Origin of the sequence: Terrimonas pollutisoli (assembly GCF_029360765.1) — a bacterium.
Lineage (GTDB): Bacteria > Bacteroidota > Bacteroidia > Chitinophagales > Chitinophagaceae > Terrimonas_B > Terrimonas_B pollutisoli.
The window spans coordinates 114,469-130,708 of record NZ_JARKNA010000018.1 but is presented as its reverse complement, the minus strand read 5'-3'; the positions used below and the strand labels follow the sequence as shown (position 1 = coordinate 130,708).

At 41.5% G+C, this 16,240-nt stretch carries 8 protein-coding genes; 7 read left to right on the top strand and 1 reads right to left on the bottom strand.

Going from position 1 to position 16,240, the window contains the following annotated elements:
• The first annotated feature begins 218 nt into the window (after positions 1-218).
• The 7 genes from recA (at position 219) to P2W73_RS21740 (ending at position 13,090) form a co-directional block, all read left to right on the top strand.
• Positions 219-1,253, top strand: a complete 1,035-nt coding sequence (gene recA / locus P2W73_RS21770) for a recombinase RecA (RefSeq protein WP_276504221.1) — start codon at positions 219-221, stop codon at positions 1,251-1,253.
• 192 nt (positions 1,254-1,445) lie between these two features.
• Entirely contained in the window at positions 1,446-1,901 is a 456-nt protein-coding gene (locus P2W73_RS21765; RefSeq protein WP_276504220.1) for an OB-fold protein, read from the top strand.
• A gap of 33 nt (positions 1,902-1,934) precedes the next feature.
• Positions 1,935-2,480: a YceI family protein gene (locus P2W73_RS21760; protein ID WP_276504219.1), complete on the top strand. Its 546-nt coding sequence runs from the start codon at positions 1,935-1,937 to the stop codon at positions 2,478-2,480.
• Between the two features lie 160 nt (positions 2,481-2,640).
• Positions 2,641-3,093, top strand: coding sequence for a methylglyoxal synthase (locus tag P2W73_RS21755; protein ID WP_276504218.1), 453 nt, complete (start codon positions 2,641-2,643; stop codon positions 3,091-3,093).
• A gap of 277 nt (positions 3,094-3,370) precedes the next feature.
• Positions 3,371-10,936: a GAF domain-containing protein gene (locus P2W73_RS21750; RefSeq protein ID WP_276504217.1), complete on the top strand. Its 7,566-nt coding sequence runs from the start codon at positions 3,371-3,373 to the stop codon at positions 10,934-10,936.
• 40 nt (positions 10,937-10,976) lie between these two features.
• The gene (locus P2W73_RS21745; RefSeq protein WP_276504216.1) at positions 10,977-11,354 is read left to right on the top strand and encodes a response regulator transcription factor; all 378 of its coding nucleotides are present in this window, start codon (positions 10,977-10,979) and stop codon (positions 11,352-11,354) included.
• A 56-nt stretch (positions 11,355-11,410) separates the two neighbouring features.
• Positions 11,411-13,090 (top strand): adenylate/guanylate cyclase domain-containing protein, encoded by a 1,680-nt coding sequence (locus tag P2W73_RS21740; protein ID WP_276504215.1) that lies wholly within the window; start codon positions 11,411-11,413, stop codon positions 13,088-13,090.
• A 118-nt stretch (positions 13,091-13,208) separates the two neighbouring features.
• Here P2W73_RS21740 and P2W73_RS21735 read toward each other — a convergent pair whose 3' ends face one another.
• On the bottom strand, positions 13,209-16,160 hold the full coding sequence (locus P2W73_RS21735) for a T9SS type A sorting domain-containing protein (RefSeq protein WP_276504214.1): 2,952 nt from the start codon (positions 16,158-16,160) through the stop codon (positions 13,209-13,211).
• Between the last annotated feature and the right edge of the window lie 80 nt (positions 16,161-16,240).

Below are 16,240 nucleotides of genomic sequence, written 5' to 3'. Positions count from 1 at the left end.
TGCTTTTACAACATAAAAAAACCAGGGGTGCTCCCCCCTGTTTTGCAACAATGATTTTTTAGCCTGTAACCTTTAACAGCAAAGTGTTACAGCATTTTTGAACCCGATTTTTGTCGGACAATAATGACAAAAAATATTAGTTTTTAATTACTAAATAGTTTAGTTTCGTTTTATTATAAAATAATTCGCAGGACAATACGTAAATCCTAAATTTGGAAATGGCAAAAACAGAAAAAACTACCGACATGTCAAATAACAATAGTGAAAAGTTGAAAGCTTTAAAGCTAACAATGGACAAAATAGAAAAAGACTATGGTAAGGGAAGTGTGATGATGATGAATGAAAAAGGAGAGGCACAGCAGGAAGTGATCTCTACCGGCTCTATTGGATTGGATGTTGCACTGGGTATCGGTGGTCTTCCGAGGGGAAGGGTAATTGAGATCTATGGCCCTGAGTCTTCCGGTAAAACAACGGTGGCTACGCATGTAATCGCCGAAGCACAAAAGAAAGGCGGCATGTGTGCCATTATTGATGCAGAGCATGCATTTGATAGTTCTTACGCTCAAAAATTAGGGGTTGATGTCGATAATCTTTTAATATCACAACCTGACTATGGTGAGCAGGCTTTGGAGATTGCAGACCGGTTGATTCTTTCCGGCGCTTTGGACGTTGTAGTGATAGACTCAGTGGCTGCACTCGTACCAAAAAGTGAATTGGAAGGTGAAATGGGTGACAGCAAAATGGGGCTTCATGCAAGGTTAATGAGCCAGGCGTTGCGTAAACTCACTGCTACCATTTCTAAAACAAATACCATTTGCATTTTTATCAACCAGCTTCGGGAAAAGATAGGTGTGATGTTCGGGAACCCTGAAACAACAACAGGGGGTAATGCCTTGAAATTTTATGCATCTGTCCGCCTGGATATTCGTCGCAGTACTCAAATCAAAGATGGTGATGAGGCTGTAGGCAACCGGGTAAAAGTGAAAGTCGTTAAGAATAAGGTGGCGCCGCCTTTCAGGGCTGCGGAGTTTGACATCATTTTTGGCGAGGGTATTTCGAAAACCGGCGAGATCATTGACATGGGTGTAGAATTGGGGGTTGTGCAAAAAAGTGGGAGCTGGTTTAGCTACAATAGCGATAAACTGGGCCAGGGGCGTGATGCCGTAAAACAATTATTGCTCGATAATCCTGAATTGGCCAAAGAGATAGAAGTAAAGATCAGGGAAAAGATAAAAGAAGTACAAGCCTCTTAAAATATTCGTTCCCAGCATTTAAACTGGCGGATGAGTTAGTAAGTAAAAGTCGTTTTGGTCATTCCAGAATGACTTTTTACATTTTTTTAAAGATCTGCCAACCTTCTTCAATGTTTAAACATCATATATTTGTTGAATCGTTTTTCCGGAATGCAACTTCTTTACCCAGGAAAAGCAACTTAAGAGAAGAATATGCCGAAAACAAAAAGAAACTGGCTGAAAAAATCATTGATCGTCTTTGTTGTCCTGGCTGCGATAGCTGCGGGCATTTACTGGTATATAGCCACGGAAAAATTTGCCGACACCAAAGACAGGAAGGCTGCTTTCACTGTTTCTGCCCTTGACTTCATCCGTGAGTTTGAAAAAAGTGATAGTGTCGCCAATAAAAAATACACTGACAAAATCATAACAGTTAGCGGCACGGTTTCTGAAATAGAGCCAGCGGATACGACTGTCAATATCAAGTTTATTGATACCACCAGTGGATCTTATGCCATTTTCGCTTTCCAGGAACAACATATTGCGGAAGCAAAAAAATTGAAAGTAGGAGATTCCGTATCCATAAAAGGTTCCTGCAGCGGTGGTGTATTTAGTGAAATTTTAGGTACCGAGTTTATCACATTCAAACGTTGTGCAATAGTTAAATAATAATATAAACCCACACACTTTAAACAATTAGAAATGAAAAAAATCTTTTTTATTCTTTCCCTGGTAGCAACAACAGGAAGCCTGTTTGCTCAAAAGAAAACAACTACCTCAGCTACAGTTTCGTTTGATGCAAGTACTGCTATTGATAACCTGCCAAAGGCTGATAATAAAACTGTCATAGCAGCTATTGATACAAAAACCGGTTCGGTTCAGTTTGAAGCCAACGTGAAAAACTTTGCTTTCAAGAACCCCATGATGCAGGAACATTTCAATGGTGAAAAATGGCTGAACTCCAGTCAGCACCCTACTTTCACATTCAAAGGAAATATTGTTGACCTTTCCGCGGTAAATTTTGCAAAAGATGGTTCCTACAAAACGGATGTTGAAGGTGTATTGACTGTTAAAGGCCAAAGTCAAAAAGTAAAAGTGCCCGGTACTGTTGTTGTAAATGGTAACAGCCTGACGACTACTGCTAATTTCTCCATTGCATTGGCTGATTATGGAATCACCGGTGCCGCAATTGATGGAGGCAAGGTAGCGAAGAATCCAAAAATCACAGTTACTGCCGATTTTAAATAATTCAATTTTTTCTTTTTATTCGCATCCGCTCAATGAGCGGATTTTTTATTTGGAAAAGGCCTTCTTTATTATTGCAGTGAATATTGCCTTTTGTCAAATGATTCTCATTACCAATCTGTAATTTCATACCCATTTTGATCAACAACTAACAACAATAAAAATGAATACCCGGGTATTAGGCAGCCGTAAACGAATAGCATTAGTAGCACATGATAATATGAAAGATGAAATTATTGAATGGGCTATTTATAATAAAGCGGCCCTGGCCAAACATCGGCTTTATGCTACCGGCACTACCGGTTCATTATTAGAAGCCGCACTTGATCAGTCGATATCAAAATTTTTGAGTGGCCCTCTTGGTGGTGACCAGCAAATAGGGGCCGGTATCGCAGAGGGAAAAATTGATGCACTAATATTTTTTTGGGATCCCATGGAAGCTCAACCCCATGACCCGGATATAAAGGCATTGTTGCGGGTAGCGGCAACCTGGAATATTCCCACTGCCTGTAATAGGGCTACGGCTGATTTCTTAATGACCTCTCCCCTTATGCACGAGGAGTATAAAACATTACTGGCTGATTTTTCAACTTACACAAACAGAAAATTAAAATAAAGGCGGCTGAATTAACCAACTGTCTTCACTAAGGATTGTCTGGAGAAAAGCATGCGCCTGCCGCAGTTGATCTTGCTTGCGTATGCCAGCTTTTTTTTATTCCGGCAGCTTTTTTAAGCTTGTGCAAGATCAACAAAGCACCGTTACTTGGATATAGTGTTTAAGAATTGTACTATATTTAATAAGAGATCATCGAAATCAATTCCGGCCCGCTCCGCACTTTTGAAGGCTTTATCCTCTCCCTGATTGGAAAGCATGTTTTTAACTGCATTTCATCATGAGAAATAGCCGCCCGTTTAGCAAAAACAAGGGAAGAGCTGCAATTTGTTTTGCCAGCATTGTGATCTTTTTAAGCCCACTATCTCTCATAGCGCAGGCCAATTCGGAAAAAGGATTGCCTTTTATTACTAACTACAGCCCCAAAACATTCAAGGCTCTACCGCAAACCTGGTGCATCATTGAAGACGGCCGTGGCATTATGTATTTCGGCGTACAGGCTACCATCCTGGAATACGATGGTGTCAGATGGCGAAAAATAATTTTCAATGGTCCCACTCCGGCAGTTGTAAGGTCATTGGCGCGGGATAAAAACGGCACCATTTATTATGGAGCGGCAGGTGACTTTGGCTATCTCGTCCGGGATAGCGTGGGACAAACAAGAGCAGTTTCTCTCCGACAATATATTCCTGAAGCCTATAGGAATTTTTATGATGTATGGACCATTCATATCAGTGGATCCGACATTTATTTTCAGTCACGGGAATATATTTTCCGGATGAACGAAAAGAAAGAGGTAAAGGCATGGATACCCAAAACAAAATTCATGTATGCCTTCTTTTACGACGACAATTATTTTGTGCACGAATCGAATGTAGGTCTGCTAAAACTGGTAAATGATTCCTTGCAGCTGATACCAGGCAGCGAGTTTCTTGGGCGGGAAAGAGTACAGGTGATGCTTCCTTATAACGCCAGTACTCCCCAGGCGAGCCCCGGTGTTGGAAAGCAATATATCCTGGGAATGTTTTACGCAGGCATGTTCTTGTTTGATGACAGCGGCTTTCGGCCGTTTAAAACCGAAGCAGATGAATTGGTGAAGGCCGGGACATTATACAAAGGTGCAATGTTGCCCAACGGAAATTATGTACTGTCAACTACAGGAAAAGGACTCGTCATCATCGATGCTTCGGGTAAAATATTACAATTGATCAATCGTGATGTTGGTTTGCAGGATGAATCAGTTTATGGCGTTTATTCGGATAGCAAGGGTACATTGTGGCTGGCTTTGGACAATGGTATCTCCCGTGTAGAAACAGCGTCACCGCTCACTCAATTCACCAATCAATCAGGCATCAATACGGCAACATTATGCATTCAACGATTTGAAGGCAAACTCTACCTTGGTACCACCAATGGATTGCTACGATTCAATGAGCAAACTGGCCGGTTTGACCCGGTAAGTTTGGTGCCCCCGAATCAAACCTTTAGCCTGGTAAAAGATGGCAATACACTTTTAGTCGCCAACGATGGTCTTTTTACGATTCATAATAACAAGCCCACCCTGATCCGACCTTCGGTTGGTGGTGACCTGCAATTGTCAGGTTTGTTCATTTCAAAGAATCATCCGGATATGTTGCTGGGTGGCGCCACCTTTGGAGTAGCTGTTTTCCACCGAAAAAATTCAGCACAGCCCTGGCAGTTTAAAGGGCATATTCCCAAGCTGGATGATCAGTTTTGGACTTTTTCGGAAAATAAAGATGGGACCATTTGGGCTGGCACCCAAAGCGGAGCTGTTTACCTGCTGACACCTGCTTTCGATAAAAATGGGGAACCGGATATCCATGGATTCCGTTTCGAAAGATTTAGTGAGGCAAATGGATTAAAAAATTCACTGGGCGCTGTTTATCATATAAAAGGTGAAAGTTGGTTTGTCGGCGATTCTGCCCTTTACAAATTTGACGATAAACAAAAGCGGTTCTATCCCGATACAGTCACTTTCGGCCACTTCGTTAACGGAGGAGGATCCAGTGAATTTGATATGATTGAAGATGCCGCCGGCAGGGTTTGGCTACGCTTTGGTAAAGAAACAATTTTAGCAACACCCCAGCCCAATGGCAAATACAGGATCGACAAAACACCTTTGCTGCCTATAACAGAAAGAACGCTTGGAAAAATTTATCCTGAAGCCAACGGAATAGTATGGATATGTACTACTGATGGGCTTGTGAGGTATGATGAAAATCTTCAAAAAAATTATGATCAACCTTTTAAAACAGTGTTGCGGCATATTACTGCCGGCAAAAATTTTTTAAACCCTGCAACAGATAATTTAACAGAAAAGGTTTCTTACAAAAACAATACACTGCGGTTTGAGTATGCCGCTCCCTTTTTTGAACAGGAAGACAAAACCCTTTATCAAACCTGGCTTGAAGGATTTGAAGAAAGCTGGTCAAATTTTGACAACAATTATTATAAGGAATACACTAACCTTCCTGCAGGTAAGTATCATTTCCACGTCAGGGCAAAAAATGTTTACCAAAAACTAAGTGACGAATCTGTTTTCTCGTTTACAATTAAGGCGCCGTGGTATGCCAGTTGGTGGGCTTACAGCTTGTATGGCTGTGCTGCCATTTCATTAATTGGTCTTATAGTACGGTTCCGCACCCGTCAATTAAAAGTAAAACACAAAGAACTGGAAGAAACGGTAGCGCTGCGAACCAGTGAGTTGAGTCACCGGGTAAAAGAACTCGGCGTTATCAACAGCGTACAGGAAGGGCTGGTGAAAGAAATGGGCATGCAGGACATCTATGAAATGGTAGGCGAAAAGATCCGGGCTATTTTCAATGCGCAGATAATCGATATTGTCACCTATGACAGCAAAACCAATTTGCTTGAAGACCGCTACTCGTATGAGAAAGGCGACAGGACTCTCGTTGGAAAATGGGAACCGGCCGGCTTCCGAAAGCATGTCATTGATACCGGCCAGCCATTTGTAATTAATAAAGACCTTGACGCAATAAGCAGGAAGTTCAATAGCAAAGTGATTTATGGTGAGCAACCCAAATCAGCCGTCTTTGTACCGCTTATAACGGGTAATGAGGTAAAAGGTATGATCAGTCTGCAGAACCTGGATAAAGAAAATGCCTTCCCTGATTCAGATGTAAGCCTGCTCACTACATTGGCTAATAGTATGAGTGTGGCGCTGGAAAGTGCCCGTCGTTTTGATGAGACCAATCGTTTACTCAAAGAAACTGAACAACGCAATGCTGAACTCGCTGTCATTAACAGTGTACAGGAAAGCCTGGTAGCCAAAATGGATATACAGGGCATCTATGAACTGGTCGGCGAAAAGATCCGGGAGATTTTTGATGCACAGGTTATTGATATCGTCACCTATGATAGGAGGGCTGGTCTTATCGAAGACCGCTATGCCTATGAAAAAGGCGACAGGACGATGTTGGGGCTAAGGGCCCCGAATGGATTCAGGAAACATGTCATAGAGACCGGCCAGATACTTTTACATAACCAGGATGTGGAACAGAAAATGAAAGAGTTTGGCAATGAAATTTTAATTGGCGATAAACCAAAATCTCAAATGTATGTGCCGATGGTTGCCGGCAACGAGATAAAAGGAGTGATAAGCCTGCAAAATCTTGACCATGAAGATGCCTTTTCCAATTCAGATGTAAGCCTTTTAACAACGCTTGCCAATAGCATGAGTGTAGCATTGGAAAGTGCCCGCCTGTTTGATGAAACCAATCGCTTGTTAAAGGAAACAGAGCAACGCAATGCAGAGTTGGCGGTGATCAACAGTGTGCAGGATGGCCTTGTAAGAGAAATGGATATGCAGGGCATCTACGACCTGGTTGGAGAAAAAATGCGGGAAATTTTTGATGCGCAGGTGATTGATATTGTTACCTACGACCGCAAGGCCAACTTAATTGAAGACAAATATTCCTACGAAAAAGGTGACAGAACATTATTGGGACCAAGAGAACCAAAAGGTTTCCGCAAACATGTAATACAAACCCGACAGGTATTACTGCACAATGAACATGTAGAACAAAAAATAAAGGAATTTGACAATGAGGTTTTAATTGGTGAAGTACCAAAGTCCCAGGTCTATGTTCCACTTGTTGCAGCTAATGAAGTCACCGGCGTTATTAGTTTGCAAAACGTCGATCATGAGCATGCATTTACTGATTCTGATGTAAGCCTGCTGACTACATTGGCCAATAGCATGAGCGTGGCCCTTGAAAGCGCCCGGCTTTTTGATGAAACAAACAGGCTGCTGAAAGAAACCGAACAACGCACTGGAGAGTTGGCCGTTATAAATAGCGTTCAGGATGGTCTGGCGAAGGAACTGGATATGGAGGGTATTTATAACCTGGTTGGTGACAGGGTACAAAAACTTTTTGATGCCCAGGTTACAATCATTGCCACTTTCGATTTTGAAAACAAGACTGAGCTCTTTAATTACTTTTTTGAAAATAATGAAAAAGTCAAAGTTGAGCCCCGGCCGATCAATAAACTAAGACAACTGCTAATTGATAAAAAGCATACGATTTATATTCCCACAAAAGAAATAGCCATTACAGAATATGGATTAACGCCCATTGGAAGTACCGCCATGACTAAATCGTTGATATTTGTCCCCCTTCTTTCCGGGAATATTATCAAAGGATATGTTAGTCTTCAAAATATAGATAAGGAAAATGCTTTTTCGGAATCCGATATCCGCCTGCTGGAAACATTATCCAATAGTATGAGTGTGGCTTTGGAAAATGCCCGGCTCTTTGATGAAACCAGTCGCCTGCTGAAAGAAACCGAACAACGCAATGCCGAACTCGCTGTTATCAACAGTGTACAGGAAAGCCTGGTAGCGCAGATGGATATGCAAGGCATCTACGATCTTGTTGGTGAAAAAATGCGGGAGATATTCAATGCGCAGGTAATTGATATAGTTACATACGATAAGAAGACTGATCTTATCGAAGACCGCTATACTTATGAAAAAGGCGACCGAACCTTACTAGGACCAAGGCCACTGAAAGGGTTTAGAAAGCATGTAATAGAAACAGGTCAGTTATTGGTCATCAACAAAGACATTGAAAAACTGAGACCGATCTACGACAATACGGTGATGGTGGGCCAGGCTGCTAAATCAATCGTGCTTGTTCCAATGATAGCAGGCGGTGAAGTAACTGGTGTCATTAGTTTGCAAAACCTCGACCAGGAGAATGCATTTTCAGACTCCGACATAAACCTTCTTTCCACATTGGTTAACAGCATGAGTGTAGCCTTGAAGAGTGCAAGGCTATTTGATGAAACAACCAGGCTGCTAAAAGAAACCGAATTACGAAAAGCTGAGCTGGCAACGATTAACAGTGTACAGGATGGATTAGTGAAAGAATTTAAATCGCAGGGCATTTATGAATTGGTGGGTGAAAAACTTTGCCAGTTATTCGATACGCAAACGGTGTTGATCCGCACATTTGACAAAGACAGCACCATGGAAACCTGGCAGTATGCTATTGAAAAAGGCAAACGTCATTATTCAGAACCACGACCTTTAATTTGGGCTAATAAGCAAATGATCCGAACCCATCAGCCAATTCTCATCAACGAAAATTATGTTGAGACAGCAAAGAAATATGGCGGTACAGGTGTAAGCATGGGACAAGCTCCAAAGTCAGCGGTATTTGTTCCAATGATTGTGGCCGATAAAATAAGAGGTTCTGTGAGCCTGCAAAATGTAGACAAAGAACATGCCTTCAGCGAGGCTGACGTAAAACTGTTAAGTACCATCACCAGCAGTATGGGTGTTGCACTTGAAAATGCAAGGCTGTTTGATGAAACAACAAGATTATTAGCAGAAGCAAAACAACGGGCATCCGAACTCGGAACTGTTAATAATATCAGCCAGGCGCTCACGTCGCAATTAAATACTGAGCAACTGATCAAATTGGTTGGTGATCAAATGAAGGACCTTTTCAGAGCGAATATTGTTTACCTCGCATTATTAAACTCTAGAACAAAAATCATTCATTTCCCTTACATGTACGGCGATACACTCACTCCTATGAAACTTGGTAAGGGTCTCACGTCAAAGATTATTTTGTCAGGCAAGCCGCTGCTGATTAATAAAGAGGTAACTGCTAAAACTGAAGAATTGGGAATCACCCATATTGGCGTGCCGGCCGCTTCCTATCTCGGCGTTCCTATCCCTGTCGGTGAAGAAATCATCGGGGTGTTAAGTGTACAAAGCACTGAAAGTGAAAACCGGTTTAATGAAAACGATGAACGTTTACTCTCTACTATCGCCGCCTCTGTAGGAGTTGCGCTGCGGAAGGCCCAGTTGTTTGAAGAATTAACGCTGGCTAAACAACAGGCAGAAGAAGCAAGCCAAATTGCTGATAAAGCAAACCAGGCGAAAAGTGCATTTCTTTCTACCGTCAGCCACGAGCTAAGAACGCCGCTAACTTCTGTTTTGGGCTTTGCCAAAATCATAAAAAAAAGACTCGAAGAAAAAATATTTCCTGCTACGAATCAGTCTGATTCAAAAACCACCAAAACTATTAACCAGGTCTCCGAGAACCTTGATGTTGTAATTTCCGAAGGTGAGCGGTTAACTAACCTGATCAACGAAGTATTAGACCTTGCCAAGATAGAAGCGGGTAAAATGGAATGGAACCTGGAGAGTGTATCCATGCAGGAAATAATGGAACGGGCTATTGCAGCGACCACGTCGCTGTTTGAACAAAAAAATTTGGAACTCGAAAAGTTTATTGAGCCTAATCTTCCGCTGATCAGCGGTGATCGGGATAAATTGATCCAGGTAGTGGTAAACCTGATTTCAAATGCTGTAAAATTCACGCCATCAGGAAAAGTAATTTGTTGGGCCAATCAGCAAAATGATGAAATAGTAGTTGGAGTTGAAGATACCGGCATCGGTATAGCGCCGCAGGATCATGATGCAGTATTCGAACAATTTAAACAGGTAGTAGGAGATACGCTGACAGATAAACCGAAAGGCACAGGCCTGGGCTTGCCGATTTGCAAGGAAATAGTAGAACATCATGGTGGCAGAATTTGGCTAAAAAGTGAACTAGGAAAAGGAAGTACTTTCTTTTTTGCCCTACCTCTTCAGAAGGCAGCTCCTGCAACTCCCATTCATCTTAATGACCTGGTGAAGCAGCTGAAGGAACAAATGGCACAATCAAAATTCAGTTCGAATGGTCACCATGCCACCATCCTCGTGGTGGATGATGATGACTCTATCCGTTCTTTATTGTACCAGGAACTGGGAGATGCAGGTTATATCATTGAAGAAGCAAAAAATGGAAAGGAAGCATTGGCCAGTATCCGCAATCACCGCCCTGATCTTGTCATACTGGATATCATGATGCCGGAGATGAATGGTTTTGACGTTGCCGCTATTTTGAAAAACGATCCTCAAACCATGGATATTCCCATCATCGTGCTGTCAATAGTCCAGGACAAGGCAAGAGGATTTCGTATCGGCGTTGATCGCTATCTCACTAAGCCCATAGATACTGCACAGTTATTTACAGAAGTAGGCAGTCTGCTTGAACAAGGCAAGTCAAAGAAAAAAGTAATGATTGTTGATGAAGATACAACGGCAGTCAGAACACTGACTGATGTATTGCAGGCGAAGGGTTACCAGGTAGTAGAGTCTGATGGCAAAGAATTAGTAGAAAAAGCGATCATCAATCAACCGGACATAATAATTCTTAATTCAGTGCTGAGTGAAAAGCAGGAAATCGTACAGTCGTTGCGTTTTGAAAAAGGATTGGAGAATGTTTTGTTTTTGATTTATCAGTGAAAAAGGGAAAGGACAATACACATAAGAAAACTAAATAACCATGGAGCAAAAAATTTTAATTGTAGATGATGAAGCACACATCCGGATGCTGATTGAGCAAACGTTGGAAGAATTGGAAGATGAAGGTGTTGAATTTCTGACCGCGGAAAATGGTGAAGCAGCATTGTCGATCATCCAGGAGGAAAAGCCGCAGCTTGTTTTTTTGGATGTAATGATGCCAAAAATGAATGGCATGGAAGTTTGCAAAAAAGTAAAAAAGGAATTGAAACTGGATAATGTTTACATCGCCTTGCTAACTGCTAAGGGCCAGGAGCTGGACCGGCAAAAAGGTCAGGAAGTGGGGGCCGATGTCTACATGACGAAACCATTCGACCCCGAAATGATACTAAATAAAGCAAGAGAGGTATTGCAATTGTAGACATTAGTTCGCCGGATGAATGATATTATTTGTCTCATATTTTCCTTCTCACCACCATGGCAAAAATCAGCCTCAAAAATATCATCGGAAAAAAAAACGGCAACACCACGTTGCTGGATGCTTTTATTGAAACAACGAAAGCCGATATCCGGATCGAAGATGAAAGCGCAAATTTTCTGGCAGGCAACGCCAATGCCGTTAAAAAACATGAGCAAGCCGTTCAAACAGAAGAAGGTTTGTTGGGTTGGGTAAAAGGTGATGAAAAAACCAACCTTGTAGCATCGTTGCTGACATTACTTGCGCAAAAAGACCTGGAGAAAAAAAAATTAGGAAGCGAAGTATTGATGCTTTACCAGGAAGTGAACATGGTTTTTAATTTTTCTGATAAACTGGCCCAGGCAATAGAACCAAATGCCATTGCCAATATTACATTGGAACAGGCCATGCACCTGGTACGATCATCAGGCGGCCTGGTAGTTTTATGGGATGAAGGTAGCAAGCAATTGCAGGTACCCGCAGCATCAGGAGAAGATCTGTTCGATAAAGAAAAAACAATAGACCAGGCCAACCTCATGCTAAAAATTGGGCTGAGCGGGCAGTCGGATATAATGAGTGATCTTACCAAACTTAAAGAGGCAGGAATTATCAAGCCGGTTGTACAGTCATTAATGTATGCTGCATTAAAAGTCAAGCATCGTGTGATGGGTGCTATCATCCTCGCCAGTGATAAGCCTGCACAATATGCAGCCGCTGACCTGAAGTTTCTTACTACGCTTGCTTTGCAATCATCATCTGCCATTGAAAGTGCTTTGCTGTATGAAAAAAATATCCGGGAAGCGAGAGAAAAAGAAGAAGCGATGCGCCGGCTTTATGAAGTGACCGGCAAATTTGTCCCTTATGAATTTATTGGTTCACTTGGCCACACCGTAATTACTGATGTAAAACTGGGTGACCAGGTTGAAAAAATAGTAACGGTTCTTTTTACCGACATTAGAGACTATACGGCGCTATCTGAAAAAATGACCCCGGAAGAAACCTTCAATTTTGTTTGCTCTTACAATGAGTATTTAGGTCCAGTCATTCGTCGCCACAATGGATTTATCAATCAATACCTGGGTGATGCCATCATGGCGCTGTTTCCAGGCGGTGCTGATGATGCGGTAGCCGCAGCCATTGAGATCAAAAAAAATATTCGCCAGCTAAATGAAAAGATCAATCCTTCCACTCATTATTCGATACAAATTGGTATAGGCATGCACACAGGTCCGTTGATCATGGGTATTACCGGTGATAAGGATCGCCTGGATGCAACCACTATTTCAGATACTGTAAATACTGCTTCCCGTATCGAGAGCCTGACAAAATATTATAAAGCCGGCATTTTACTCAGCGACGCAACACTACAACAAATCAACTACCCGGAGAATTTTCATTTGAGGTACCTTGGTAAAGTACAAGTAAAAGGAAAACTGGAACCGGTTGGTATTTATGAATGCTTCAGCGGTGGCGCTGACGTAGAAATAATAGCAAAAGAAAAAACACTTTCTTTCTTCAACGATGGAATGCAATATTACCTCAATAAATCATTTGCTTCAGCCATCGATTGCTTCCAGGCAATATTGGAAAAACATCCGGAAGATAAAACGACGGCCTTCTTCCTTGACAGTGCAATCAAACATTTACAATCAGGTGTGCCGGAGAATTGGGCCGGTGTGGTGGAGATGGTGAATAAATAGTCCTATCTACGACTTATGACTCATAAACAAAACCGTAAGTCTTAACAAGGTTAGATGCCATTAGCAGTTATATTCCAGGTCATATGACAACCTCGGTTTGACATTATGCCACCACTCATTATAATTTTAGGAATTTCTTCCGTTTATTGGTTACCTCGCCAATCAAATGCACATAATATACTGCCTTTGGCAAATGTTGAAGATCCAAAGATAATATGCTACTCCCCGCCGCTAAATTGTACTCTTGTAAGTTTAGAATACGACCCAGGTTATCAATTATTTTCAGTGTCACCCTTTCAGGCTGACTTATTGTTACAGAAATGTTAGCTTGGTCTGTAACAGGATTGGGATAAAAAGAAAAATTATTTTCTTCACCAATTGGTGATGTTTTTTTAGCAAAATAAAACGTGGAAAACACATTGGTGCTAGCTGACAACACATAATCCGTTTCCCATGACGAATGGTCGGTAACTTTAGAAGCTCTGGCGTGGCCGATAATACTTCCGCAGTCAACCGCATTGTTAAAAACCCCCAAATCGGTAATAGCATTTATACCTGAAGGCTGACCAATTGAATTAACCGAGTTCTTTAGCGTAAGAAATTCTGCCTCCCTGATGTAAAACCGTATATCCACAGGCGTTGAAGGCTGCATTTGTGGAGTAAGTGTTATGTTTCTGTCAAGGAATAAATTTTTATTTGCATCTTCTCTTACCGAAGTATTATTAACAAACATCGAAGAACTTATAATACCCAGGTTATTTCCATTTGCTTTGATCTCTGCTACTGCATTACCTTCCTGGTCAATAATGGATACCCATTTATTATTATTGCTATTGTCAATAACAATGTCAGGAAGATTTACACAACTGCCTGGCAAGCCTTGAGCTACTGGTGCCGGTGCCAGTGTAAGGCCATTATCGTAAATGGGGCTGCGACCATTTTTTCCATCAAAGTCTTCCTTTTTTGTGTATTGGTTTGTATCAGGGTCCCATTCGAAGATCACCCCCGCATCATTGGCGCCCCCCTGGTATGTCACGCCATAAAATTTACCCTCACTTAAAACTAACTTTCCCAAAGGAAAACTACCGCTCGCTGTACTTAAATCAATCTTCTTGGTATATACATTGTTCTTGGTATCCCATTCAAAGATTACTCCCTGATCATTGTTTCCGCCATACCTGGCCAAGCCATATAATTTTCCATCCTTTAATGTTAAGGTGCCGTGAGGACTAGCGCCAAGAGATGTGCTGAAATCAAATTTCTTTGTATAGATATTACTTACAGGATCCCATTCAAAGATTACCCCTAAAAGATCACTGCCGCCCCATCTTGTCACACCATAAAACTTTCCTCCACTCATTATCAAGTTTCCATGAGGGCTACCGCCATCGGCTTTATTTAAATCGATTTTTTTTGTATATACATTCGTAACAGGATTCCATTCAAATATTACGCCTAAATGATTGATACCTCCTTCGGTGGTCATCCCGTAAAACTTTCCTTCATGTAAAGCTAAACTTCCATGTGGCCTGACTCCGCCCACACTATTAAAATCGATCTTTTTTGTATAAATATTTGTAACAGGATCCCACTCAAATATAGTTCCTGCATTATTACTACCGCCCATTTGTGTCATCCCATAAAATTTACCATCTTTTCTGACTAATCCGGAATGAGGAATGCTTCCATTTGCTGCTGTTAAAGCAGTTTTTTGCGCATAGGCATTACCAATAGGGTCCCATTCAAATATTACGCCTGCTCCATTATCGCCACCGGATTCTAGCATTCCATAAAGTTTCCAATCCTTAAATATTAAACCTCCTACAGGGTATTGGCCATGACTATCTTCGAAATCAATTTTTTTAGTGTACACGTTTGTCGTTGGATCCCATTCGAAAATTACTCCTAACCCGCTTCCACCTGAAGAAGTCAGGCTGTACAATTTTTTTCCAAGCAAAGTAAAGCTGCCTTCAGGACGTGATCCATCGATCTCACTTAAATCCCTTTTTTTAGTGTACACGTTTGTAACCGGGTCCCATTCAAATATTACGCCTGCTCCATTATCGCCACCGGAATACGTTGTAGCATAAAACCTATCGCTGCATAACACTAAACTTCCGGACGGGCCGCTCCCGGTAGCTCTAAAAAAATTAAACTTCATGCTATATGCGTTTGTAACCGGGTCCCATTCAAATATTACGCCTTCATTATTAGCACCACCCCTGGTTGTCATGCCATAGAATTTGTCACCTCTCAACGTTAAATTACCACCAGGCGTAGCACCGTTATTCTCATTAAAATCAATCTTTTTTGTATACACATTCGTTTGAGGGTCCCATTCAAAAATTACACCTTTATCATAATTACCACCTCCCAGCGTCATACCATACAATTTGCTGTTTTTTACAGTTAAACTTCCAGATGAGCTACTTCCATTGGCCCGGATCAAATCAATCTTTTTTGTATAGATATTCGTAACCGGGTCCCACTCAAATATTACAGCCTGCCTATTGTTTCCCCCCTGAGATGTTATACCATAAAATTTTCCTGCATACAGTGTTAAGTTGCCATGAGGATTGCTGCCATTGACAAAACTTAAGTCAATCTTTTTTGTATACCCGTTAGTAGCTGGATTCCATTCAAAAATCACCCCCTCATCATTGTTTCCTCCTATTGGTGTCATCCCGTAAAACTTTCCTGCATGCAGTGTCAGGCTGCCATGAGGATTACAACCGGTAGCCGTACTAAAATCAAATCTTTTTGTATAGGCATTTGTTACAGGATCCCACTCGAAAATTACTCCTTGACGATTCTTCCCGCCCGTGGGTGTCATACCATAGAATTTTCCATTATATTCTGATACTTCTCCAAGGGGAGTAGCTCCTGGGTTTATATACTTAAACTCATGCTTTACTTTAAAATTATTGCCTTTGGCATTCAGATTGAATATAACGCCTAAATCATCCTCACCGCCTGTGTTTGTCAATCCCCACATTTGGTAAATACCCTGCGCATTAATTACAAAAGAAACTGTGAATAGCAATAAAAGCAGTGACCCCACCTTTTTCATAAAGACGAATTTTGGTTGAAATAAAAAAAATTGAGGTAAAACAGGAAGGAAACTAATTATCTTTTTGACGATTGCATCTA

Coding starts and splice junctions, on each gene's coding strand:
- P2W73_RS21735 (WP_276504214.1), bottom strand. CDS start 16,160: ATGAAAAAGGTGGGGTCACTGCTTTTATTGCTATTCACAGTTTCTTTT.
- P2W73_RS21745 (WP_276504216.1), top strand. CDS start 10,977: ATGGAGCAAAAAATTTTAATTGTAGATGATGAAGCACACATCCGGATG.
- P2W73_RS21760 (WP_276504219.1), top strand. CDS start 1,935: ATGAAAAAAATCTTTTTTATTCTTTCCCTGGTAGCAACAACAGGAAGC.
- P2W73_RS21750 (WP_276504217.1), top strand. CDS start 3,371: ATGAGAAATAGCCGCCCGTTTAGCAAAAACAAGGGAAGAGCTGCAATT.
- P2W73_RS21765 (WP_276504220.1), top strand. CDS start 1,446: ATGCCGAAAACAAAAAGAAACTGGCTGAAAAAATCATTGATCGTCTTT.
- P2W73_RS21755 (WP_276504218.1), top strand. CDS start 2,641: ATGAATACCCGGGTATTAGGCAGCCGTAAACGAATAGCATTAGTAGCA.
- P2W73_RS21740 (WP_276504215.1), top strand. CDS start 11,411: ATGGCAAAAATCAGCCTCAAAAATATCATCGGAAAAAAAAACGGCAAC.
- recA (WP_276504221.1), top strand. CDS start 219: ATGGCAAAAACAGAAAAAACTACCGACATGTCAAATAACAATAGTGAA.